A 21,256-nucleotide genomic window follows, 5' to 3' on the forward strand; every position below is an offset into this window, starting at 1 on the left:
GCCGACCGCGCTCACGCCCCCGCCTCCGCGGCGGCGAGCCGCAGCCCCGCGGTGCGGGCGTGCCCGGCGAAGCCTTCGGCGTGGGAGATCGCCGCGACCGCCGGGGCGACCTCGCGCGTGCCGGCCGCGGTCAGGCGCTGGTAGGTGCAGGTGCGCAGGAACGAGCCGACCCACAGGCCGCCGGTGAAGCGCCCCGCGCCCATCGTCGGCAGCACGTGGTTGGTGCCGATCGCCTTGTCGCCGTAGGCCACCGTGGCCTCCGCTCCGAGGAACAGTGCGCCGTAGCAACGCAGGCCCGCGTGATAGGCGCCGAGCTTGGACTCCGCGACGTGGACTTCAAGGTGCTCGGGCGCGTGCGCGTCGGACAGTGCCATCGCGGCCGCGTCGTCGGGGACGACCGCGACCGAGCCATGCCTGCGCCACGCCTCGCCCGCCACCTCGCGGGTCGGCCAGGTGGGCAGCAGCTCGTCGACGGCGGCGAGCACCGCGTGCCCGAGGTCCTCGGACGTCGTGATCAGCAGCGCGGGCGAGGTCGGGCCGTGCTCGGCCTGGCCCAATAGGTCGGCCGCGACGCGGAAGGGGTCGGCGGTCGTGTCGGCGATCACCGCGATCTCGGTCGGGCCGGCCAGCAGGTCGATGCCGACCGTGCCGAACAGTTGGCGCTTGGCCTCGGCCACGTACGCGTTGCCAGGCCCGACGAGCATGTCGGCCGGCTCGGCGCCGCAGAGCCCGAAGGCCATCGCCGCGAGCGCCTGGACACCCCCGAGGCAGAGGATGCGATCGGCGCCTGAGGTCGCGATCGCGTGGATCATCGCCGGGTCCAGGCCCTGGCGGGCACGTGGTGGCGCGCACGCCGTGACGTCCCGCACGCCCGCCTCCTTGGCGACCGCGACGCTCATGAACGCGGACGCGAGCATCGGGTAGCGGCCGCCCGGGATGTACGCGCCGACGGCACGGACCGGCAGGTGCCGATGTCCGAGCGTCACGCCCGGTAGCGGCTCGACCTCCAGGTCACGCAACGTCTCGCGCTGCGCCCGGGCGAAGCCGCGCACCTGCGCCTGCGCGAACGCGATGTGCTCCGCGAGCCCCGGGTCGACGGCGTCGGTCGCCGCGCGGATCTCTTCCGCGTCGAGCACGAACGATGGTGGCGACCAGCCGTCCAGCACCTGCGAGAGGCGGCGGACCTCCCGCTCTCCCCCGCGCTCGATCGCGAGCAGCAGCTCGGACACACGCGCGCGAACCTCGGCCGCGATGGCCGGGGCGTGCCACGGCGCGTCTTTGAGAAACACGGTCAAGCGGGAGTCACCTCATTGGGCTCGGAGATGGAGACGAGGCCTTCCGGGCGGCGCCCGTCGAGCACGGCCAGGGCAGCGTCGACCGCGCGCCGGGTCATCTCCCGGATCGACGGCTCGCTCAGGCCCGCGACGTGCGGCGTCAGGGTCACGTTCTCGAGCGCGTGCAGCCGGCCCGGCGGTGACGGCTCGAGCGCGAGCACGTCCAGCGCGGCCGCGCGGAGCGCCCCGGCCTCGAGCGCGTCCGCGAGCGCGTCCTCGTCGACCAGGCCGCCGCGCGCCGTGTTGACGAGGATCGCGTGCGCGGGCAGCAGTGCGAGCCGTGCGCGATCCAGCAGATGCCGGGTTCCGGGCGTCAACGGCAGGTGGAGCGACACGACGTCGCTCGCGCGGAGCAACGTGTCCAGGTCCACGTGCCGAACACCGGGCCCACCGGCGGGCGCGAACGGATCGCAGATGAGGATGCGGGCGCCGAACCCGGTCAGGCGCTCGTGCACGGCCCGTCCGATCGCGCCGTAGCCGACGAGCCCGACCGTGGCTCCCCCCAGCTCACTGCCGACCGCGGGCCCCGTGCGCTCCCATCGCCCGGCACGGATCGCGCGGTCGTGCGCGGGCACACGCCGCAGCGCCGCGAGCATGAGCGCGACCGTGTGGTCGGCGGAGCTGCTGGTGTTCGCACCCGGCGTCGTGCACACCGCAACGCCGTTGCGCGCCGCGGCCTGCAGGTCGATCGAGTCGGTACCGACACCCACGCGAGCGATCACGCGCAGCCGCGCCGCCGCGTCAAGCACGCCCGCGTCGAACGGATCGGTCGAGACGATCGCCGCCTCGACGCCCTCGAGCAGCGCGAGCAGGTCGCGCGGGGTGCGGTCCGCGGTGCGCGGCGCGATCCGCAGGCGGTGGCCGGCCTCGGTCAGCCGGCGCCCGACGTCCGCGCCCTCGGCGTCGAAGTCGGGCCAGGTGATGAGGATCGTCGCCACGCGATTGATCCAATCACCGGACCAATCGGGTGGACAGGCCCAATTCTGTCCAGCGACAGGTTCGGGCGGCAATCGATCGCGTTGCCTCGCCGATCACCGGGTACTCCACCAACGATTCTGCTCTTCGGCGACAACCCGAACATCGACACGGCGCCGCTTCCGGTCCTGGTGGCGGTCGCGTGCCTTGGATTTCTGATCGTGCGCTCGCGCAGTTCGCTGCTCCGCTTCCTGGGCCAGATGTTCGCCGGCGGAACGGGCACGCTCTTCGGCAAGTCGGTCGCGATTATCGCGGGATACGGACTGATGCTCGGCGGCATCGTCGGGACGGTGCTCTGGTTCGTCGACAACCTGTCCTGACGACACGGCGCCTGCGGAGGCGGGGCTGCTCGAAGCTCAGCGCCAGCGGAACCGGCTGATGAGCAGAGCGGCGCCAGGGACCCGCGACAACAGGGAGATCAGACCCAGGCCGAGCGCGGCACCGGCCACGTTGAAGATGAGGTCGTTCACATCGGCGATGTGGCCGCCACCCAGCACACGCGCGGTGAAGAGCTGGGCCAGCTCGATGGCCAGGCTGAGCGTCGCGGCCACCGCGAGCACGCGCCACCACGACGTGCTGTCCACGCAGAGCGACACGAGCATCCCGAGAGGTACGAAGACCAGGACGTTCGTCACCGCGTCGGAGAGCTCGTATCCCACCAGCGGCACCACGTCGAGATACGCCGTCCACGGTTCGGCGCCACCGGGCATGTCCCAGAAGATCGGGAACACCGTGTTCGCGACGACTCCAGCCGCGTACACACAGAGCAGGAACGACACGATGGCGCGCGGTGCCGAGAGCCGGTCGCGACGGTGCAGGTGCCACAGCAGGGCCACGAACATCGCCGCGGCGAGGGGAACGACCACGGGCAGCACCGGTACCGCTTTGAACACTCGCGCGGCTCCTTCCGCTGGTTCGGTGCATGCGTGAAGACGTCGTCGCCGCCTCGAGCCCATCCTAGCCCTGGGCCGGCGACGTGGGAGTCGTGGCGGCCATGGGAACGTCGTCAGACGCCCGCTCGGCCGGGGAAGCCATCGTGCTTCCCCGGCCGGCGGACATCACTCCGCTGCTCGAGGCGTGCCTTGCAGTTGCCGCTGGTCAGACGGCGGGGAGCGCAAGGCGCGCGGAGGGCTCGTGCACGGCAGGCCGTACACCCCCCTAGATGTCCGGGACACCGTCATTTGTGACAAGGGACGTCCTCATCCGGACCGCGCCCCGGCGACAGACACAATGCCGCGCCGGGCGGAGCGGCACCCGGACCTCGCGAGCGGCCCGCGTGCCCGGCAGGGGTATCTCAGCCGCCGGGCGCGTCGGCGCGCAGGTGCCCGCCGCGCGCATGGGACGCCGTGAGGAGCGCGGTGGTGACGGCGAGCGCGTCCAGCGCCAGGATGAGCAGCCAGGGGCCCTCTGCGACTCGCAGCTCGGGGACCTCGCGGGAGAGAACCGCCCAGGACAGCGTGCCGAGGACGAGGACCGACGCGGCCGCTCCGCTTGTCTTCCACCAGCGGCCGTTCCATGCGACGAGAGCCAGACAGAGGCTCGCGACGGCCACGACGAAGCTGAGCCACACCAGGCCGTCGGACTGCCAAGACTGGCCGCAGGCGTCGCGGCGGTCTTCGCACGCCATCACGACAGCGAAGGGGGCAACGAGGGCGAAGGCACAACCGCCGAGGAGGGTGATCGACGCGGCGAGCCTGCGGGCCAGAGACGTCGGTTGCGCAGATACGTTGCGCTCCACAGCGCGTAGATCGACAGGTCGAGCGCCCGAGTTGAGTCGATCGTGGTTCTCGACCACGGACGAGCTGCTGATCGTGCTCGACGGCGCCGACGGTGGACGCCGAGTACGCCCGCCTGACCGCCGCCGGCCTCGAACTCCCCAAGCCGCCGCGCCGCATGCGCGGAACCTACGGCTTCTACTTCACCGCGCTCGACGAGGTGCTCTTCGAGGTCGCCGCCCGATGACCCCGGTCAGCCGGCTCGCCGCGCCGTCAGGCCGCCGTCGACATAGAGCGTCGCGCCCGTGATGTAGCTCGCCTCGGGTGAGGCCAGGAACGCGATCGTCGCCGCGATCTCCTCGGGCGCGGCGATCCGGCCGAGCGCGACGCCCGCCACCATCGCGCGCTCGGCCGCGGCCGGGTCTTCGGCGCGCTCCATGCTCTCGCGCACGAGGCGGGTGTCGGTGAAGCCCGGGCACAGGCAGTTGACGCGGATGCCGTCCGGGCCGTGGTCGAGGGCGAGGCTGCGCGTCAGGCCGGCGAGGCCCGCCTTGGCCGCGGCGTACGGGAAGAAGCCTTCGAGCGTCGCGCTGGCGTGGATCGAGGAGACGTTGACGATCGCCCCTCCCCCGCTCGCGCGCATGTGCGGGAGCGTGTGCTTCGCGCACAGCCAGGCCGACTTGAGGTCGACCGCGAAGAAGGCGTCCCAGTCGGCCTCGGTCATCGTCGTGGCGTCGAAGTTCGCGTTGCGGCCGGCGTTGTTGACCAGCACGGTCGGCGGGCCGAGCTCGTGGGCGCAGGCGGCGATGAACGCCTCGACGTCGCGCTCGGCGCCGACGTCGGCGCGGACGAACTTCGCCGGGCCGAGGTGCGCGAGCTCGCCCTGCAGCTCGTAGCCGAGCCGCGCGTCGCGCCCGCAGAAGCCGACGGCGTAGCCGTCCCGCAGCAGGCGCTCGACCGTCGCGTGGCCGATGCCGCGGGTTCCGCCGGTGATGATGGCAACCTGAGAGATATAATGACTCTATCAGTGGAGATCGAGATCGTGCGCCGCGGAGGCGACGAGCTCGGAGAAGGTCCGGTGTGGCTGCCGGCGTCGAACGAGCTGTTGCGCGTGGACATCAACGCGCCCGCGATCGTCCGCTACGACCCGGCGACGGGAAACGAGCAGCGGCGCGAAACATCCGATCGCGTCGGCTTTGCCATCCCCGCGGCGGGTGGCGGCCTGGTCGCGGGCGTCGGACTCGACGTCGTGCACATCGGCGAGACGATCGGGCGCGTCCAGGAGCCGCCGGGCGCGAACCGCTTCAACGACGCCGCCTGCGACGCCTGCGGGCGACTGTGGGCCGGGACGATGTCGATGCGCCGCACGCCGGGCACCGCGGCGCTGTACCGGCTGGAGCCCGGTGGCGCCCTGGAGGTCGCGGTCGGCGGCGCGACGATCTCGAACGGCCTGGACTGGAACCTCGACGCGACGCGTCTGTACTACATCGACTCGACGACGCAGCGGATCGACGCGTTCGACTTCGACCTGGACCGTGGGCGGATCGGGCGGCGGCGGGCGTTCGCGCGCATCGACCCGGCCGACGGACTGCCGGACGGACTGTGCGTCGACGCCGACGGCGGCGTGTGGGTCGCGCTGTTCGGCGGCGGCGCGCTCCGCCATTACCAGCCCGACGGCACGCTGGACGCGCACATCCCGCTCCCCGTGCGCTTCCCGACCAGCGTCGCGTTCGGCGGACAGGATCTGCGCGACCTCTACGTCACCTCTTCGCGCCACCTGCTCGACGCAGTCGCACGCGAGGCGGAGACGGCCGCCGGGTCGGTCCTACGCCTGCGCCCCGGCGTGAAAGGCCGCGCGACCCACGCGTTCGGTGCCGCGTGAGCCGCTCAGGCGCCGCGGGCGACCTTGCGCGCGTGCTCGCGCAGGTACCCCTCGACCGTATCCAGGTGCGCGCGCATCGCCGCGCGGGCTGCATCGGGGTCACCGGCGCGGACGGCGTCCAGGATCGCCTGGTGTTCGGGCAGCGCACGCGTGCGCCGGTAGGCCGGACGCGCCAGCGGATAGCGCGCGGCCAGGAGCGCGTCGTCGACGCGACGCACGAGCGCGAGCAGCGCGAGGTTGCCCGTCGTCTCCACGAGCGCCGTGTGGAACGCGACGTCGGCCTGGTGGTAGGCCTCCTCCTGGACGCGGGCGGGCCGGCGCGACAGCGCGTCCTCCATCGCCGCGAACCGCGCGTCCAGCGTGGCCACGCCGTCCTCGGAGGCCCGCTCGGCGGCGAGCCCGGCGGCTTCGATCTCGATGATCCGCCGGCACTCCAGATACTCGCCGAGCAGGTGCTCGGCGCCGGCGCCGGCCAGCGAAGCGGCGATCACCTCCGCGTCGAACAGGTCCCACGCCTCACGCGGGTTGACGATCGTGGAGGAGCCGTGCCGCACGGTCGCGAGGCCGCGCTCCTCGAGCGCGCGCAGGCACTCGCGGGCCACCCCGCGCGAGATCCCGAAGCGTTCGGCCACGGCGACCTCGCTCGGCAGCGCTTCACCGGGCGCGAGCTGCCCGCCGACGATCTCGCCGACGAACTCGGCCATGACCTCACGATGCAGGCGACGTCGCGGGGACGCCGACGATACGACGGTCGACATGTCCAGAGACCCAATCACACGATGAGTCGCCTTGCAACGCCGATCTGCGCCAGAATCCGCTACTACTAGGCCAGAACCTCATGAATGAGCGAGCCGTAGCGATCACGAGTCTCCAGAGCGCGCTGGCCGCGCTGGAGCTGGCCGGGATGCAGCGGCGGGGTGAGCTGCGGCGCCGGCTCCGGGTCGGGGACGAGGAGCTCACCGCTCTGCTGCACCTCGCCCACCACGAGCGCCTCGCGCAGCGGCGGCTCGGCGAGCTCACCGGCCTCTCGCGCAGCGGTGCCGGCGCGATGATCCAGCGCCTCGAGGAGCACGGCTACGTGCGTCGCTGGGCGGACCCGGAGGATCGCCGGTTGCGCTGGATCGAGCTCACCCCGGCCGGCCGCGAGGCGCTCGACGGCGCGTCGCCCGTGACGCTCGACGACCTCACGACGGAGGACCTCGTCGCCGCCGGACGCGTCCTCGATCAGCTCGTCGGCGAACCGGTCTCCGCGCCGGAGGCGGACGACATCGCTCCCGCGGACGGCGTCCCGGTCTGGCGCCACTGGGGCTGACACACGGGGCACGCCGGGTCGCGCTCGATCGGCTCGCGACGCGTGCTGAGCGTGCGCAGGTCCAGCAGCAGCGCGGCCCCCGCCGTCGCCACGGGCGCCCCGACGAGGCGATGCACGACATCGCTGGCGAGAGCCGTGCCGACCATGCCGGAAGCGGTCGCCAGCGTGGCGCCGCGGGCCGGAGCCGTGGCGAGGCGGCGGGCGTAGGCGTCGTAGCCCGGTCCGTCCTGCAGCCCTCGCTCGTGGCAGGCGAAGCACGCCGTGCGGCCCGGGTCGTAGAGCGGGCCGAGCTTGACGATCGGCGGCAGCTGGCCGCCCGTGATGAACGGGATCCGGCGCGGCACGCAGGCGGCGTTGACCCAGCGGGCGAGCGCGTACGGCGGCCAGTCCGCCACGAGCACGACGGCGTCGGCGCCGTCGACGACCTCGATCGCCGCCTCGACGCCCTCGACCCGCCGCTGTACCGCCTCGACCTCGATGCGCTCGTCGAACGCACGCAGCCACGCGGCCGCGGCTTCGACCTTCGGCACCCCGAGATCGGCGGGCGAATAGAGGATCTGGCGGTTCAGGTTGGACCGTTCCACGACGTCGTCGTCCACGATCCGCAGCCGGCGGACACCCGCGCCCGCCAACGCCGCCACCGCCCAGGTGCCGAGACCTCCGCAGCCGATCACGGTCACGCGCGCGTCGGCGAGCGCCCGCTGCAGCGCGTGCGCATCGCCAAGGTCCGCGAGGTACGGGAGCTGGCGGCTGAAGCGCTCGGCGTCCTCCGCGTCCAACCCCGGCGAGGCGGCCGCGGCGGTGAGCACGCCGGCCGCCGCCAGCGCCTCGAGCTTGGAGCGCGCCGCATCCGCGTCCAACCCGAGCCGGTCCGTGATCCGGTCCAGCGTCGGCTCCTCGGCCGCGAGCAGCTCGAGCAGCGCCGCGTCCGCGGGAGACGCGTCACGGATCGCCAGGTCGTCGTCGCCCGCACGGATCAGGAACAGCGCGCCGTCCGCGGTCGTCAACGGCTCGACGGAAGACTTGAGGCGATAGCGACGCATCACGCCTCCCGCGCCAGGTAGACGGCCTTGTTGTGCCGCGCCTCGTCCAGCGGCTGACCCGGCACGCCCGCGAAGTCCGTGCCCCACACGCCGACGCACGAGAGCCCAGCCGCGGCGAGCGCGCGCTCGAGCGTCGCCCGTGAGTGATGTCGCTGGCGATGGACAGCACGCGCGCGGGTCCACCACGGCGGCTCCGCGCCCGGCTGCAGCCGCTCGACGATCGCCTCCGCGACCTCGTCCGGACCGAGATCGGACTCCGCCTGGCCGTCGAAGATGGCGACGCCGGCCGCGCCCGGCGCGACGATCAACGACGAGTACAGCGACCGGAAGCTCGCGAGCGTGTCCACGTCGAACACGAGCACGCCGCCCGGCGCGAGATTGCGCCGCACGCCGGTGAACGCCGCGATCAGCTCGCCGTCGTCGAGCAGGCAGTTGAAGCCGTCGGCGACGCTCCAGATCAGGTCGAACGCGCCGAGCACGGGCAACGAGCGGAGATCGTGGACCTCGAGGCGCACGTCCGGCCCGAGCCGGTCGCGTGCTCCCTCGAGCATGCCGGTCGACACGTCGATGCCGGTCACCTCGTAGCCGCGCTCGCGCATCGGCAGCATGCTCAGGCCCGTGCCGCAGCCGAGGTCGAGCAGCCGCGTGCCCCGCAGCCCGGCCCCGCGCGCGAGCGCCTCCAGCTGCGAAGCCCACGCCGCATGATCGTGCCCCGCCGTGACGAGGTCGTACACGGGCGCGAGCACGTCGTAGGCCGCGCGGGCGTCGTCATCGGTCACGTCGCCGCTCCATCCAGCCGCGTTCCAAGCGCTGCGGCGGCGGCACTCAATGGCTCGCGGCGCTCGACCAGCACCTCCAGCTCGACTTCACCGGCGGAGACGGCCAGCGCCGCGACGACCTCCCCGCCTTCCCCGATGACCGGCACCGCCACCGCGCGCACTCCGGCGCGGAACTCCGCGTTCTCGACGGCGAACCCGTGCCGCCGTGCCCGCTCGAGCTCGGCCCGGAGCGCGAGCGGATCGGTCACCGTCCGCGCGGTCACCGCGGTGAGCGGGGCGGCCAGCACCGCATCACGCCACGGCTCCCGGAAAGCAAGCAGCAGCTTGCCGGCGGCGATCGCGTGGGCCGGGGCGAGATCGCGCAGCGCGGGGACGGCGTCCTCGGCGCCGGTCGCGCGGACGAGCCGGAGGGCGGAGCGGTAGCTCGGGACCGCCAGGTGCACGTCCCAGCCCGTGTCGGCATGCAGCTCGCTCGTGACCTCCAGCCCGTGCCGCACGAGCGGCGCGCGCTGCGCCAGCTGCGCGGCCAGGGCGACGATCCGCAGCGTCGGCGTGTAGGTCGGCCGCGGGCCGTCACGCCGGATGAGCCAGCCGTCGTGGACCATCCGGTTGAGCAGCCGGCGCGCCGTGCGCGGGTGCACCTGCAGCTCGTCCGCCACCCGCGTCGCCGTCGACGGCCCGAAGGCCAGCACCTCGAGCGCCTGCATCGCGCGGCTCGCGAAGAACGCCTCGGTCGCGCTCGGGCTCATGCGGACCGCGCCTCCGCCGCGTACTCGGACAGGTAGCGCTCGACCGTGAGCAGGTGATCGCGCATCGCCGCGCGGGCCTCGTCCGCGTCACCGTCGGCGATCGCGGCCAGGATCCGGCGGTGCTCCGGCAGGCTGCGCTCCAGGCGCAGCTCGGGCCGCGCGAGCGGCCGGCGGGCAGCGGCGAGCGCGCGGTGCACCGGCTCGGTCATCCGGCCCAGCGCATGGTTGCCCGTGGCCTGGATGACCGCGCGGTGGAACGCGATGTCGGCGTCGTGGAAGCGATCCTCCGCCGACGGTCCGCCGGCCGTGTAGGCGGCCGCCGCGGTCATGCGCTCGAGCGCCTCCGACAGCGCGACGAGCTGCCGCGGCGCCGCCCGTTGCGCCGCCAGCCCGGCCGCCTCGATCTCCAGCAGCCGCCGGCACTCCAGGTAGTCGCCGAGCAGCTGCAGCCCGCGGTCACCGGCGAGCATCGCGGCGATCACCTCCGGGTTGAGCATGTCCCACTCCGTCGCGGGTTGGACCGTCGCACCGCTGCCGTGCTTGACGCGCACCAGCCCACGCTCCTCCAGGCTGCGCAGGCCTTCGCGCGCGACGCCGCGGGAGACCTCGAAGCGGCGGGCGAGCTCGCTCTCGGTCGGCAGACGGTCGCCCTCGCGCAGCGCTCCGCCGACGATGTCGGCCACGAGCGCCTGCAGCAGTGTGCGGTGCAGACGAGACATGCATTGATCTGATCACCCTTTCTCTAGGTCGACGAGGCCGACATTCGCCCCTTTCGTCCGACATCTCGGCGGACAGATTTGTGCCGTTGACGAGCCAAGTGAGTGAATGATCCAATCTCTTCGTGCTCGACTCATCCGACGCCGTGGTCCGGCTCGGGGTGGTCGGCGGAGGACTGATCGCTCAGCTCGCGCATCTCCCAGCGGTGCGCGCGCTCGACGACCGCTTCGCCGTCCTCGCCCTGGCCGACCCCGACCCCGCTCTCCGTGACGCGCTCGCCCGCCGCCACGGCATCCCGGCCACCTTCGCCGACCACCGCTCGCTGCTGGACGCGGCCGAACTGGATGCCGTGCTCGTGCTCTCGCCCAACGGCACCCACGCGCCGGTCGTCCGGGACGCGCTCGACCGCGGCCTGCACGTGCTCGTCGAGAAGCCGCTGTGCCTCTCCCCCGCCGACGCGAGCGACCTCGTCGCCCGGGCGCGCGCCGCCGACCGCGTCGTGCAGGTCGGCTACATGAAGCGCTTCGACCCGGTCGTGGCCCGGCTCGCCGAGGCGCTCCCGGAGGCCGGAGCACTGCGCGTCGTCACCTCGGCGACCACGGACCCCGGGATCGGGACGCGCCTGCGCCCCGCCGGGTTCGTCGCGCCCGGCCCCACCGCGCTCGGCGCCCAGACCGCGGCGCAGGTCGCGGACGCGCTCGGCACGGATGACCCGCGCCACGTGCGCGCGTTCTCCGACGCGTTCCTGGGCGCGCTCGTCCACGACGTCAACCTCGTGCTCGGCATCTGCGCGGGCGCGTGGACGGCGACGGACGGCGTCGCGGCCGAGGACGGCACGCTCGCCTACGGCGCCTGGACCCGCGCGGACGGCGCCCGCTGGAGCGCGCTGTGGCAGCTCGCACCAAGCGCCGCCGCGTTCCGCGAGGAGCTCGCCTTCCACGGGGCCGAAGCCGTCGTGCGCCTGCGCTTCCCGGCACCCTACCTCGGCTCCGCACCCGCCGAGCTGCGGGTCGAGACCACGCCGGAGCGCCGCTGGTGCACGCCCGCCAACGCCTACGCCGCCCAGCTCGAGCACTTCCACGCCTGCATCACCGGCGACGCGCCGTGCCTGAGCCCGATCGAGGACGGCGCGCGCGACGTCGCCTTCCTCACCGCCCTCTACCGCGAGACGGTGCTGACGTGAGCGGCGCGGTGATCGTCACCGGGTCGGACTCGGGGATCGGCCGTGCCACCGCGATCGCCCTTGCGCGCGCGGGACATCCGGTCGGCGTCACGTGGCACACCGACGAGGCCGGAGCGAACGCGACCGCCGCTGCCGCGCGGGCCAAGGACGTCCCGGTCGCCGTCGCGCGGCTGGACCTCACCGACCGGCCCGGAGACGCGATCGACGAGCTCGCCGCTGAACTCGGCCCGCTGTGGGGGCTCGTCGCCTGTGCGGGCGCCAACCACCGGGCCGGGACGCTCGACGACGAGCCCGACGCGTGGCGCCGGGCGATCGAGATCAACCTGACCGGCCCGTTCCTGTGCGCGCAGCGCGCCGCCCGTCGGCTCGTGGCGGCCGACCGCGGCGGCCGGATCGTGTTCGTCACGTCCGTCCACGAGCACGTGCCGCTGCGCTTCGCCGCCGCGTACTCCGCCGCCAAGGCCGGGCTGGGCATGGCGGCGAAGGTGATGGCGCTCGAACTCGCCCGCTTCGACGTCACCGTCAACGCGATCGCCCCGGGGCACATCGCGACGCCGATGACCGGCAAGGCCGGCGTGGACCCGCACTCGGTCGCCCTGGAGCCGATCCCGCTGGGTCGCCCCGGCGGCCCGGAGGAGATCGCGGCGACGATCGCGCACCTCGTCTCCCCCGCCGCCAGCTACGTGACCGGCAGCTCGATCATCGCCGACGGCGGGCTCACGCTCACGAGCGCAGTGGCCCTCCAGCAGCTGGTGGAGCGGTGAGCGCCGCCGCCGTCGCCCACGCGCCGCGCGGCGACCGGGCCACGTCGCTCGGCCTGCGCGCGCTGCAGGCCGGCCCGGTGCTGATCCTGGCCGTGCTCGTCGTGGTCATGGCGCTGCTGTCGCCGTACTTCCTGACCTCGCGCAACGTGGCCAACGTCGGCTTCCAGGCGTCGTTCGTCGCCGTGCTGGCGCTCGGCCAGCTGCTCGTGATCATCACGCGCGGGATCGACCTGTCGGTGGGCTCGGCGGTCGGCCTCGCGGGCGTGGTCGCGGCCGCCTGGGCGGGAACGAGCGGTGCGGGCAGCCTCGCGCTGTTCCTCGCCGCCGGCCTGGCCGTCGGCACGGTCAACGCCGTGGTGCTCGTCTACGGCCGCGTGCCGAACCCGTTCATCGTCACGCTCGGGACGCTCGGCATCGCCCGCGGGCTCGCGCTCGTGCTGGCCGACGGGCAGACGCGCACCGGATTGCCGCCCGTGGTGAGCACGCTCGGGTCCGGGAAGGTCGCCGGGGTCCCGATCCCGGTGCTGATCGTCGCCGCCCTGGCGCTGACGCTCGGCGTCCTGCTCGGGCGCACGCAGTGGGGGCGTTGGATCTACGCCGTCGGCGGGCATCCCGAAGCCGCGCGGCGCGCCGGCATCCCCGCGAACGGCGTGCTCGTCTCGGTCTACGTGCTGTGCGGACTGCTCGCCGGCGTGGCCGCGATCCTCGTCGCCGGTCGCACCGACTCCGCGTCTCCACAGGCCGGCCAGCTGCTCGAGCTGGACGCCATCACCGCCGTGATCATCGGCGGCGCGAGCTTCCAGGGCGGACGCGGGCGCGTGGTGAACGTGCTCGCCGGCGCGCTGATCATCGGCGTGATCCGCAACGGGCTGGACCTGCTCGGCGTGAGCCCGTTCTGGCAGCTGATCGCGGTCGGCGTGCTCGTGATCGTCTCGCTCGAGCTGGACGTGCTGCGCGGGCATCTCGAGCAGCGGCTGCGGACCCGGGCGGCGAGCGCATGACGCCGTTGCTCGAAGTCCGCGGCGCGGTCAAGAGCTATGGGGCCGTGCGCGCGCTGGACGGCGCCGAGCTGACCGTGGACGCCGGCGAGGTGGTCGCGCTGCTCGGGGACAACGGCGCCGGCAAGTCGACGCTGATCAAGGCGATCGGCGGCGTGCACGCGCTCGACGGTGGTGAGCTGCGGGTCGACGGCCAGCCGGTGGTGTTCGGCTCTCCGCGCACGGCGCGCGAGGCCGGGATCGAGACGCTCCACCAGGATCTCGGGCTGTTCGACAACCTCAGCGCGGTCGCGAACTTCCGGATCGGGCGCGAGCTGCGCCACCCGCGGATGCTCGGCCGGCTCGGCCTCCTACGCGAGCGGGCCATGGAGCGCGACTGGATCGCGCAGCTCGAACGGCTGGCGGTCGACCGCGTGGACCCGCGCCAGGAGGTCGGCGTGCTCTCGGGCGGCCAGCGCCAGGCGATCGCCGTGCTGCGCACCGTCGCGTTCGCGCAGCGGCTCGTGATCCTCGACGAGCCGACCGCCGCGCTCGGCCTGCGCGAGTCGGCCAAGGTCCTCGACCTCGTCGCGCGCCTGCCCGAGCAGGGCGTCGCGGTGATCTTGATCTCGCACAACCTCGAGCACGTCGCGCAGGTCGCGGACCGCGCCGTCGTGCTTCGCCAAGGCCGGACGGTCGGGACGGCGGCGCCCACCTCCGAAAACCACGAGGCACTCGTGTCGATGATCGTCGGCGCCGTGCCTCCGCCGTCCACGAGGAGGAGCTGATGGGTGCAACGAGATGGGTGGCCGCGGCGCTGGCTGCGGCGTTGGTCGCCGGCTGTGGCGACGACGGGGGCGGTGAGGCCGAGCCGACGACGACGGCCGCGGCCGCTGCCACGGAGGAGGCGAAGCCCGTACGCGTGGCGGTGATCATGGCCTCGCTCGGCAACGACTTCTACATCGCGCAGAAGGCGGGCGTCGAGGAGGAGGCCGCGAAGCTGCCGGGCGCGGAGGTCGAGGTCTCGGCCGGGCGCGCGCAGGGCTCGACGGACGACGTCGTCGGCTTGATCGAGAACGCGATCACCAAGCAGGTCGACGCGATCGCCGTCAACGGCTCGGACACGAAGCCGTTGCTCCCGGCGCTGCGGAAGGTGCTCGACGCGGACATCCCGCTCGTGCTGTTCGACGCGCCGGCGGACGAGCTGACCGACCAGCTCGCGGCCTACATCGGCACGGACAACCAGGCGGGCGGCGAGGCCGGCGGAGCGTGGCTGAAGGAGCAGCTTCCCGAGGGCGGCAAGGTCGGCGTCGTGCTGTGCGTGGCCGGGCATCCGGTCACCACCGCGCGCTACGAGGGCTTCAAGGCGGGCGCCGGCACGGGCTTCGACTTCGTGGCCGACGCGGACGCGGGCTGCGACCCCGAGAAGGGGCGCAAGGCGATGGAGGACATGATCACGCGCCATTCGGACCTCGACGCCGTGTTCTCCACCAGCGACTCGCAGTCGGTCGGGATGATCAAGGCGCTGGAGGCCGCGAACCAGGATCCGCTGTTCGTGTCCTTCGACGCGCAGCCCGCGATCGTCAAGGACATCCAGGCTGGGACCGTGATCGACGCGTCCGTGGCGTGGTCGGCGCGGGAGATCGGCGCGGACGCGGTCAAGGCCGCGGTCGCGGCCGCGCGCGACGAGGCGGTCGAGGCCAAGACGCTCGTGCCCGTGACCGTCGTCAGCGCCGACAACGCCGCGGACTGGAAGGGCTAGCGCTGCCGTTCCCGCACCACAGCTCGCGTGAGCGCGAGCCCGGCGACCGTGGGCGCGGCTTCGGCCGCGCCCAGGCGGCCGCGGTCGGCGTGACCGTGACCACCTACCGCCGGCTGCTGCGTGAGGCCGCCGACCTTTCGCGGCAAGACATCCTGCGCGCCGGCGAGACCGTCGGCGCGCGGCTCGACCCCGAGCTGGTCGATGAGCTGGAAGGCATCGCCGTGGGGTCCGGGCAGGACGTGCGCGAGCTGCTCGCCATCAACGCGCGCACCGAGCTGCTCGCCGGCGGCAGTGAGTGCTCGCTGCTCGGGCGGCTGGAGCTCGACGGCGGCTGGCTCGCCCAGACCTGGGACTGGCATCCCGCCCTCGCCGCGGCCACGGTCGTGTGGACCGTCGAAGCCGGGGACCGCTGGTGGCAGACCGTCACCGAGGCCGGCGTGCTGGCCAAGCTCGGCCACAACGACCGCGGCGTCGCCTGCGGGCTGAACTTCCTCACCTCCTCGGCCGACGGCGGCCTGGACGGCACGCCGATCCACATCCTGCTGCGGCAGGTGCTCGAAGGGTGTGGGAGCGGCGCCGAGGCCCGCGAGTTGCTGGCCCGCGCGCGCACGAGTGCGTCCTCGTGCATCACCGTCGCCACCGCCGGCAGCGCGGACCTGTTCGCCGCCGAGCTCTCCCCCGGGGGCGCGCGGTTCGTCGAGCCCGACCGCGACGGCTGGCTCGTGCACACCAATCACTTCCTCAGCACGCCGCGGGCCGGCGAGGACACGATGCCGGCCACGCACCCCGGCACGCTCGACCGCTTCGTCCGTCTGGCGCGCGCGGCACGGATGGGCGCCGGCGTCCCGCAGGTGCTCGCGCAGCACGGCGAAGTGGCCGAGCCCGTGTGCCGTCACGGCGACCCACCCGGGACGCCCTGGGCGGAGCAGCGCGCCACGCTCGCCGCGACCTGGTGCCGGCCGGCCTGGCGCTCCCTGCGGGTCGCGGCCGGACCGCCGTGCCGTGCGGTGTTCGAGCCCGTCTCGGCTCCGGTGTCGCTCGGAGCCCGGGGATGAGCGGCGCCCTCGCGATCACGGTCGACGTCGACGGTGAAGCCGGCCTGCCTGGCGGCGGGCTCGGCTACGCGCATCGGCTCACGAGCCGGTCCGAACGCGTGTATGGGCTGCGCTGTGGGCTCCCGCGGATCCTGAGCCTGCTCGACGAGTTCGCCGTTCGCGCGACCTTCTACGTGCCGGGCGTGACCGCGCTGCGTCACCCGCAGGAGGTCGCCGCGATCGTCGAGGCCGGGCACGAGCTCGGCCATCACGGCCACACGCACCGACGGCCGGACACGCTCGACGACGCCGAGCAGCGGGCCGAGATCGAGCAGGGCCTGGAGGCGCTCTCGCCGTTCGGCCCGCGCCCGCTCGGCTACCGCGCGCCGGGCTGGGAGCTGACGCCCGTGACGCTCGCACTGCTCGACGAGTACGGGTTCCGCTGGGACTCGAGCCTGATGGGCGAAGACCGGCCGTACCTGGCCGCCGGCACGCTCGTCGAGCTGCCCGTGCACTGGAGCCTGGACGACGCGCCCTACTACGCGGCCTCACTGGACGGCGGCGGCATCCTCGCGGTCTGGCAGCGAGCCGTCGAGCTGGCCGCCAAGGAAGACCGACCGGTGACGTTGACGCTGCACCCGGAGATCCTCGGACGCCCGGAGCGCGCACACGTGCTGCGCGAGGTCCTGACCGCGGCCGCCAGGCACGATCTCGCCGTCCACCCCCACTCGGAGCTGGCAGGCCTGACGCAGGCGGCGCCGGAGTCGAGTGTCGCGCCCGGGGGTAACGTATCGTCGCGCTATCAGTCCGAGCCGTGACGTATTCTACGAACACATGTTCGATAACAGGACGCTCGTGAGCACGCGCGAGACGGCCGCTGTCCTTGCGCTGATGGCCGGTCGTCACCTGCCGTGGAATCGTCTCGCCGGCGCAATCGAGGAGGAGGGGAGCGCACTCCGACTGCTGGAGAACCTCGATGCTCAAGCCGGCCCAGACCGCCTCTTCGAGATTGACGACAAGCGCGTCAGCCTCGACCAGCTCGAGGACCACTTGCACGGGTGGGAAGCCGAAGGGATTCGTGTCGTTACGGTGCTCGACGCGACATACCCGGCCAATCTGCGGATGGTTCACGATCTACCACCCGTCCTCTTTCTCCGAGGCTCACTGCGGGAAGGCGACAGCCGCTCGGTCGCCGTGGTCGGGACCCGAAAGGCAAGTCCACGCGGTCTTGGCCAGGCTCAGTCCATCAGTCGGGGACTGATCGAGGCCGACTACGTCGTCGTGAGCGGCTTGGCCGCCGGAGTGGATACCGCTGCGCACACTGCGGCACTCGAGGCCGGAGGACGCACCATCGGCGTGATCGGGACTGGCCTACGCCACTCCTTCCCGAAGGCCAACGCCGAGCTTCAGGACCGGATCGGCCGCGATCACGCGGTCGTCTCGCAGTTCTGGCCCGGGCAGGAGCCTCGCAAATGGACGTTCCCACAGCGCAACGCCGTCATGTCGGGATTTACGCGAGCGACCGTCGTCGTCGAGGCGTCGTACACGAGCGGCGCCAAGATGCAGGCCCGTCTGGCCCTCGAGCATGGCCGCCCCGTGTTCCTCCTACGATCGCTGCTGGAACATCCTTGGGCACGTGAGTATCACGAGCACCGAGGTGTCTACGTGGTCGAGGAGGGCGCGGAGATCGTGGAGCATCTTGAGCGCCTGTATGCCGCGTCCGGGCAACTGACACTCATCCGGTAGCGGTCCGCGAGCCGCTTAGAGCCGTGACGCTCACGGTCACCGAAGCCGCCGCCACGTATGTGAACGCGATGCGCAACGTGCTCCCGGCCGGGCCGGGAGTTTGCGATGTCTGCCATACGTTCATCGATCCCGGCTACTCGCGCTGTTACGCGTGCAGCAGCCAGCCGTCGCCACTCGATGTCGTCGTCCCAATCACCTACTCGGAGCACCTCAGCCAGATGCACAAGGTGCTCCGCAGCTACAAGGACGGCGACCACGCGTCACAGCGGTACATGATGCCGCGGCTCGCGTCGATCCTCTGGCTGTTCCTCGAGAGCCATGAGGTCCACGTCGCGGCGGCCGTGAACGCCCAGCAATCGCAGTTCGACATCGTGACAAGCGTCCCCTCAAGCACACCCGACGGCGACGAGCGGCGAGCGAATCTGCGGTGGATCGTAGGCCTCGGGTGTCACCCCACGGCGCAGCGGTACGAACGTGTCCTCCACCCGACCGGCGGCGTCGCGGCCGGAAGGGAGTTCAACGAGGGGCGCTACGTCGCCACCGTAGATGTCGTGGGGAAAGACGTGTTGCTCATCGACGACACGTGGACAAGAGGGGGTCACGCGCAGTCGGCCGGAGCCGCGCTGAAGGCCGCAGGCGCACGCACTGTCGGGTTCGTAGTCATCGGACGGCATATCAGCCCTGGGTGGAGGCCAAGACCGCCCGACGGTCCTACAAGCGCCGAGCTGCTCGCGGGGCTGCCCAGGGGCTACAGCTGGGACACCTGCTGCCTCGAGCGATAGCCGTCTCGCGGTCACTCGACACCTGAGAGCAGCTCGCTCGGAGTGACGCCGAGCCCTCGGGCGACGCGGACGATCGTGAGCAGCTGCGGGTCGCGGCCTCCGCGCTCGAGGCGGGAGATCTCCGCGGCGTCCATCTGCGCCTCCTCGGAGAGCCGTTCCTGGGTCATGCCCGCGGCGAGCCGAAGACGGCGCAGGTTCTCTGCGAACTGGGCCGTCGGATCCACGGGCGCGGATGCTCAGCGTTCGACGCTCGCGGCACCAGGGCCAGAACCTCAAGTCGCTGCTAATCGAGGAGTTTCCGGCGCATGGCGTGACGGACGAGTTGCGCGCGGTCGTGGGCGTCGAGCTTGACCAGGAGGTGCTTGTGGTGGGTGCGCACCGTCGACGTCGCGACCTGGAGGCGGCTCGCGATCTGCGGGGCGCTGAGCCCGTCGGCGACGAGGTCGAGCACCTGCTGCTCGCGCGGGCTGAGCAGCGGGCGGTCCGCGGCGCTGCGGGCGCGGACCTCGGCCGCGAGCGCGGTCTGAGCCTCGTCGCAGAGGGCGGTCTCGCCGCGGGCGACGCGATGCACGGCCGCTCGGAGCGCGTCGGGAGCGACACGCCGCGAGAGCACGCCGGCGGCGCCGTCGCCGAGCAGCGACCATGCGTCAGGACCGGGCGCACTGTCCAGGAGCACCACGCGCGTTCGCCGGTGCTCGCGGACCGTCGCCGCGAGGACGCGCTCCCCGTCGAGGTCGGGCAGGTCACGCGCGACGAGCGCGACGTCCGGGTCGTGGGCGACGACCGCGGCCAGCGCCGCCCGGCCGCCGGAGACCTCGGCGACGAGCTGCAGCTCCGGGTCCTGACGGATCACGCGCGCGACCGCGTCACGGAAGAGCGGCTGCGGATCGGCGAGCACCACGAAGATCACGCGTCGCACGCTATGGCCGAGCCGGTGGCGGCGCGCGAGCGACGGGTTCTTGAGCGGCGGAACGGCCGTCACACGGGGGATCACGAGGCGCCCCGGTCCGACGGCTGACTGGTCACGACCCGCCCGACGAGCCCCGCCGACCTGGCCCGCCGACCGCAGCCCGTACGAGATCCTGAGGCTCGCGTACGAGCGCCCGTTTGACGAGACGGTCCCTGATTGATTCGATCCGCCCTGATGGGGCGCCGGTATACGGACGTGATGCGCGAGCTCGTCGAAGCGATCGTCGGCGGCGCCCACGCCGAAGGCGGCTGGCTCCCGACCGAGGCGCAGCTGGCCGCGCAGCTCGGCGCCAGCCGCGGCGTGATCCGCGAGGCGCTCCGCGGGCTCGAGGAGCGCGGGCTGATCGCCGTGCATCCCGGTCGCGGTCAGTCCATCCGCCAACGCGACCACTGGGACACCCGCCACCCTGACGTGTTCCGCGCGCTCATCGCGCGCGGCCCGGAGCCGGAGGTCGTCGCCGACGTGATCGAGGCGCGAGCGGTGATCGAACGCGAGGCCGCCGCCCGCGCGGTCGACGCCGCGACCGACGGCGACCTCGGGCTGCTCAAGGCGCGGATCGACGCGATGGAGGATGCGCTCGGCCTGGACACCGTGCGCCGCTTCGACCGCACCGACCCGCTCGTCGTCGCCGACGCCGCGTTCCACGACCTGCTGTGCCGGCTCTCGGGGAACCCCGTGCTGGCGAAGCTGATCGAGCCGCTGCACCTGCCACTCGCGGAGCTGCGGCGCGTGCGCGCCCCTGAACGCGACCGCACGCTGATCGTGCACCACCGGCGGATCCTCGAAGGCCTCTCCAGCCGGGACGAGACCCTGGCCGAGGAGACCGTCAGCGCGTTCGCGCGGCAGCTCACGCGCTGGGTGGGCACGCGCCGCCCGCGGTGACGTCAGCTGTCGCTCGCCACGAACCCGAAGATCGCGACGTCCACGCGACGCCGTGCAGGGTCTGCGCGCTCGTTGACCGCGGCCTGGATCGCCTCGAGCTCGTAGAACACGCGCCTGAGCAGCAGCGCGACGTCGCGGCGCGCTTCGCTGTCCAGCCGGACCGGCCAGCGGCTGATGTGGGCGGTCGCCGCGTCGAATCCGCCGGCGAGGGCGGCCTCGCGGCTGTCGTCGGAGACGGCGTTCAGCACGCCTCGGACGAGCATCCGGCGGACCTGCGGTGAGACGTCAGCCCAGGCCGCGTCGTCGATCACGGGGGTGCCGCTCGCCCGGTAGATGTGCGCGATGCCGCCGCGGCGGGACTCGGTGCGCACCAGCTCGACGAACCCGTGATCGAGCAGCACCTTCGTGTGGTAGCTGACGAGGTTCAGCGGGCGCCCGATGCGGCGGGCGATGTCGCTCGGGCTCGCCTCGCCGCTCGCGTACTCGGCCAGCAGCCGGTCACGCAGCCAGTTCGTGTGGACGCGTCCGCGAGCGAGAGCCACGGGTGGAGTCTCCCAGGTGAGCAGCGGCCCGTCCGCGAGGGCGCGGACGGGCGCCGCGGGGGACTAGTGGCCCTTCCAGATGCCGTGCTCCGGCACCACGGTGCCGGT

General features: G+C 73.0%; 27 protein-coding genes. 14 read left to right on the forward strand and 13 right to left on the reverse strand.

Translation table 11 applies throughout. The features are described 5' to 3' along the window. Window positions 1-11: 11 nt before the first annotated feature. Both hisD and OJ997_RS28785 read right to left on the reverse strand, forming a co-directional pair. Complete coding sequence (hisD, locus tag OJ997_RS28780; protein ID WP_270028842.1) at window positions 12-1,289, reverse strand: histidinol dehydrogenase; 1,278 nt, start codon at window positions 1,287-1,289, stop codon at window positions 12-14. A gap of 2 nt (window positions 1,290-1,291) precedes the next feature. Further along, window positions 1,292-2,272: a phosphoglycerate dehydrogenase gene (locus OJ997_RS28785; RefSeq protein WP_270028799.1), complete on the reverse strand. Its 981-nt coding sequence runs from the start codon at window positions 2,270-2,272 to the stop codon at window positions 1,292-1,294. 81 nt (window positions 2,273-2,353) lie between these two features. Between OJ997_RS28785 and OJ997_RS28790 the strand changes: the two genes are divergently transcribed. Next, complete coding sequence (locus OJ997_RS28790) at window positions 2,354-2,629, forward strand: hypothetical protein (protein ID WP_270028800.1); 276 nt, start codon at window positions 2,354-2,356, stop codon at window positions 2,627-2,629. A gap of 36 nt (window positions 2,630-2,665) precedes the next feature. Here the strand turns inward: OJ997_RS28790 and OJ997_RS28795 are convergent, their stop codons facing one another. Both OJ997_RS28795 and OJ997_RS28800 read right to left on the reverse strand, forming a co-directional pair. Next, a complete protein-coding gene (locus OJ997_RS28795; RefSeq protein WP_270028801.1) occupies window positions 2,666-3,184 on the reverse strand; it encodes a VanZ family protein in 519 nt (172 codons plus the stop codon). A gap of 419 nt (window positions 3,185-3,603) precedes the next feature. Further along, window positions 3,604-4,104: a hypothetical protein gene (locus tag OJ997_RS28800; protein WP_270028802.1), complete on the reverse strand. Its 501-nt coding sequence runs from the start codon at window positions 4,102-4,104 to the stop codon at window positions 3,604-3,606. 35 nt (window positions 4,105-4,139) lie between these two features. Here OJ997_RS28800 and OJ997_RS28805 point away from each other — a divergent pair, with 35 nt between their 5' ends. Beyond that, window positions 4,140-4,271, forward strand: coding sequence for a hypothetical protein (locus OJ997_RS28805; protein WP_270028803.1), 132 nt, complete (start codon window positions 4,140-4,142; stop codon window positions 4,269-4,271). A gap of 6 nt (window positions 4,272-4,277) precedes the next feature. On the opposite strand, the gene OJ997_RS28810 is transcribed toward OJ997_RS28805, so the two are convergent. Beyond that, a complete protein-coding gene (locus OJ997_RS28810) occupies window positions 4,278-5,036 on the reverse strand; it encodes an SDR family NAD(P)-dependent oxidoreductase (RefSeq protein ID WP_308213594.1) in 759 nt (252 codons plus the stop codon). Window positions 5,037-5,039: 3 nt separating this feature from the next. On the opposite strand from OJ997_RS28810, the gene OJ997_RS28815 reads away from it, so the two are divergent. Then, a complete protein-coding gene (locus OJ997_RS28815; RefSeq protein WP_270028844.1) occupies window positions 5,040-5,906 on the forward strand; it encodes an SMP-30/gluconolactonase/LRE family protein in 867 nt (288 codons plus the stop codon). Window positions 5,907-5,911: 5 nt separating this feature from the next. On the opposite strand, the gene OJ997_RS28820 is transcribed toward OJ997_RS28815, so the two are convergent. Next, window positions 5,912-6,610: a FadR/GntR family transcriptional regulator gene (locus OJ997_RS28820; protein ID WP_270028804.1), complete on the reverse strand. Its 699-nt coding sequence runs from the start codon at window positions 6,608-6,610 to the stop codon at window positions 5,912-5,914. A gap of 134 nt (window positions 6,611-6,744) precedes the next feature. On the opposite strand from OJ997_RS28820, the gene OJ997_RS28825 reads away from it, so the two are divergent. Continuing rightward, window positions 6,745-7,218, forward strand: coding sequence for a MarR family winged helix-turn-helix transcriptional regulator (locus tag OJ997_RS28825; protein WP_270028805.1), 474 nt, complete (start codon window positions 6,745-6,747; stop codon window positions 7,216-7,218). Here OJ997_RS28825 and OJ997_RS28830 read toward each other — a convergent pair. The 4 genes from OJ997_RS28830 to OJ997_RS28845 are packed head-to-tail and all read right to left on the reverse strand — an operon-like array spanning window position 7,131 to window position 10,508. Then, on the reverse strand, window positions 7,131-8,261 hold the full coding sequence (locus tag OJ997_RS28830; protein ID WP_270028806.1) for a TOMM precursor leader peptide-binding protein: 1,131 nt from the start codon (window positions 8,259-8,261) through the stop codon (window positions 7,131-7,133). The genes OJ997_RS28825 and OJ997_RS28830 overlap by 88 nt on opposite strands. Further along, the gene (locus OJ997_RS28835; RefSeq protein ID WP_270028807.1) at window positions 8,261-9,040 is read right to left on the reverse strand and encodes a class I SAM-dependent DNA methyltransferase; all 780 of its coding nucleotides are present in this window, start codon (window positions 9,038-9,040) and stop codon (window positions 8,261-8,263) included. Before OJ997_RS28835 ends, OJ997_RS28830 begins: the two co-directional genes overlap by 1 nt. Continuing rightward, window positions 9,037-9,789, reverse strand: coding sequence for an IclR family transcriptional regulator (locus OJ997_RS28840; protein WP_270028808.1), 753 nt, complete (start codon window positions 9,787-9,789; stop codon window positions 9,037-9,039). The genes OJ997_RS28835 and OJ997_RS28840 overlap by 4 nt, the downstream gene beginning before the upstream one ends. Further along, a complete protein-coding gene (locus tag OJ997_RS28845; protein WP_270028809.1) occupies window positions 9,786-10,508 on the reverse strand; it encodes a FadR/GntR family transcriptional regulator in 723 nt (240 codons plus the stop codon). Before OJ997_RS28845 ends, OJ997_RS28840 begins: the two co-directional genes overlap by 4 nt. 122 nt (window positions 10,509-10,630) lie before the next feature. Here OJ997_RS28845 and OJ997_RS28850 point away from each other — a divergent pair, with 122 nt between their 5' ends. Genes OJ997_RS28850 through OJ997_RS28890 form a run of 9 tightly spaced genes read left to right on the forward strand, consistent with a single transcriptional unit; the run spans window position 10,631 to window position 18,754 of the window. Beyond that, window positions 10,631-11,689: a Gfo/Idh/MocA family protein gene (locus OJ997_RS28850; protein ID WP_270028810.1), complete on the forward strand. Its 1,059-nt coding sequence runs from the start codon at window positions 10,631-10,633 to the stop codon at window positions 11,687-11,689. Further along, complete coding sequence (locus tag OJ997_RS28855; protein ID WP_270028811.1) at window positions 11,686-12,453, forward strand: SDR family oxidoreductase; 768 nt, start codon at window positions 11,686-11,688, stop codon at window positions 12,451-12,453. The genes OJ997_RS28850 and OJ997_RS28855 overlap by 4 nt, the downstream gene beginning before the upstream one ends. Beyond that, complete coding sequence (locus tag OJ997_RS28860; protein ID WP_270028812.1) at window positions 12,450-13,454, forward strand: ABC transporter permease; 1,005 nt, start codon at window positions 12,450-12,452, stop codon at window positions 13,452-13,454. Before OJ997_RS28855 ends, OJ997_RS28860 begins: the two co-directional genes overlap by 4 nt. Next, complete coding sequence (locus tag OJ997_RS28865; RefSeq protein ID WP_270028813.1) at window positions 13,451-14,218, forward strand: ATP-binding cassette domain-containing protein; 768 nt, start codon at window positions 13,451-13,453, stop codon at window positions 14,216-14,218. The genes OJ997_RS28860 and OJ997_RS28865 overlap by 4 nt, the downstream gene beginning before the upstream one ends. Further along, complete coding sequence (locus tag OJ997_RS28870; RefSeq protein WP_270028814.1) at window positions 14,218-15,192, forward strand: sugar ABC transporter substrate-binding protein; 975 nt, start codon at window positions 14,218-14,220, stop codon at window positions 15,190-15,192. The genes OJ997_RS28865 and OJ997_RS28870 overlap by 1 nt, the downstream gene beginning before the upstream one ends. 2 nt (window positions 15,193-15,194) lie before the next feature. After that, complete coding sequence (locus OJ997_RS28875) at window positions 15,195-16,247, forward strand: C45 family autoproteolytic acyltransferase/hydrolase (RefSeq protein WP_270028845.1); 1,053 nt, start codon at window positions 15,195-15,197, stop codon at window positions 16,245-16,247. After that, complete coding sequence (locus OJ997_RS28880; protein WP_270028815.1) at window positions 16,244-17,044, forward strand: polysaccharide deacetylase family protein; 801 nt, start codon at window positions 16,244-16,246, stop codon at window positions 17,042-17,044. Before OJ997_RS28875 ends, OJ997_RS28880 begins: the two co-directional genes overlap by 4 nt. Before the next feature lie 16 nt (window positions 17,045-17,060). After that, window positions 17,061-17,972 carry a DNA-processing protein DprA gene (locus tag OJ997_RS28885; protein ID WP_270028816.1) on the forward strand — a complete coding sequence of 304 codons (912 nt, stop codon included), beginning with the start codon at window positions 17,061-17,063 and terminating at the stop codon, window positions 17,970-17,972. 23 nt (window positions 17,973-17,995) lie between these two features. Continuing rightward, window positions 17,996-18,754: a hypothetical protein gene (locus tag OJ997_RS28890; RefSeq protein ID WP_270028817.1), complete on the forward strand. Its 759-nt coding sequence runs from the start codon at window positions 17,996-17,998 to the stop codon at window positions 18,752-18,754. Window positions 18,755-18,765: 11 nt separating this feature from the next. Here the strand turns inward: OJ997_RS28890 and OJ997_RS28895 are convergent, their stop codons facing one another. Together OJ997_RS28895 and OJ997_RS28900 are read right to left on the reverse strand one after the other, a co-directional pair. After that, window positions 18,766-18,978, reverse strand: a complete 213-nt coding sequence (locus OJ997_RS28895) for a helix-turn-helix domain-containing protein (protein ID WP_270028818.1) — start codon at window positions 18,976-18,978, stop codon at window positions 18,766-18,768. Window positions 18,979-19,037: 59 nt separating this feature from the next. Continuing rightward, window positions 19,038-19,748, reverse strand: a complete 711-nt coding sequence (locus OJ997_RS28900; RefSeq protein ID WP_270028819.1) for a LuxR C-terminal-related transcriptional regulator — start codon at window positions 19,746-19,748, stop codon at window positions 19,038-19,040. A gap of 150 nt (window positions 19,749-19,898) precedes the next feature. Here OJ997_RS28900 and OJ997_RS28905 point away from each other — a divergent pair, with 150 nt between their 5' ends. Next, on the forward strand, window positions 19,899-20,606 hold the full coding sequence (locus OJ997_RS28905) for a FadR/GntR family transcriptional regulator (protein ID WP_270028820.1): 708 nt from the start codon (window positions 19,899-19,901) through the stop codon (window positions 20,604-20,606). 2 nt (window positions 20,607-20,608) lie between these two features. On the opposite strand, the gene OJ997_RS28910 is transcribed toward OJ997_RS28905, so the two are convergent. After that, window positions 20,609-21,148 carry a winged helix-turn-helix domain-containing protein gene (locus tag OJ997_RS28910; RefSeq protein ID WP_270028821.1) on the reverse strand — a complete coding sequence of 180 codons (540 nt, stop codon included), beginning with the start codon at window positions 21,146-21,148 and terminating at the stop codon, window positions 20,609-20,611. Window positions 21,149-21,256: the final 108 nt, after the last annotated feature.

Origin of the sequence: Solirubrobacter phytolaccae, from assembly GCF_027587195.1 — a bacterium.
Classification (GTDB): Bacteria; Actinomycetota; Thermoleophilia; order Solirubrobacterales; family Solirubrobacteraceae; genus Solirubrobacter; species Solirubrobacter phytolaccae.

What these genes read in the sequence shown, in the direction of transcription:
- OJ997_RS28815 (WP_270028844.1), top strand. Translation starts at nt 5,040, where the DNA reads ATGACTCTATCAGTGGAGATCGAGATCGTGCGCCGCGGAGGCGACGAG.
- OJ997_RS28820 (WP_270028804.1), bottom strand. Translation starts at nt 6,610, where the DNA reads ATGGCCGAGTTCGTCGGCGAGATCGTCGGCGGGCAGCTCGCGCCCGGT.
- OJ997_RS28825 (WP_270028805.1), top strand. Translation starts at nt 6,745, where the DNA reads ATGAATGAGCGAGCCGTAGCGATCACGAGTCTCCAGAGCGCGCTGGCC.
- OJ997_RS28830 (WP_270028806.1), bottom strand. Translation starts at nt 8,261, where the DNA reads ATGCGTCGCTATCGCCTCAAGTCTTCCGTCGAGCCGTTGACGACCGCG.
- OJ997_RS28840 (WP_270028808.1), bottom strand. Translation starts at nt 9,789, where the DNA reads ATGAGCCCGAGCGCGACCGAGGCGTTCTTCGCGAGCCGCGCGATGCAG.
- OJ997_RS28845 (WP_270028809.1), bottom strand. Translation starts at nt 10,508, where the DNA reads ATGTCTCGTCTGCACCGCACACTGCTGCAGGCGCTCGTGGCCGACATC.
- OJ997_RS28865 (WP_270028813.1), top strand. Translation starts at nt 13,451, where the DNA reads ATGACGCCGTTGCTCGAAGTCCGCGGCGCGGTCAAGAGCTATGGGGCC.
- OJ997_RS28870 (WP_270028814.1), top strand. Translation starts at nt 14,218, where the DNA reads ATGGGTGCAACGAGATGGGTGGCCGCGGCGCTGGCTGCGGCGTTGGTC.
- OJ997_RS28880 (WP_270028815.1), top strand. Translation starts at nt 16,244, where the DNA reads ATGAGCGGCGCCCTCGCGATCACGGTCGACGTCGACGGTGAAGCCGGC.
- OJ997_RS28885 (WP_270028816.1), top strand. Translation starts at nt 17,061, where the DNA reads ATGTTCGATAACAGGACGCTCGTGAGCACGCGCGAGACGGCCGCTGTC.
- OJ997_RS28905 (WP_270028820.1), top strand. Translation starts at nt 19,899, where the DNA reads ATGGGGCGCCGGTATACGGACGTGATGCGCGAGCTCGTCGAAGCGATC.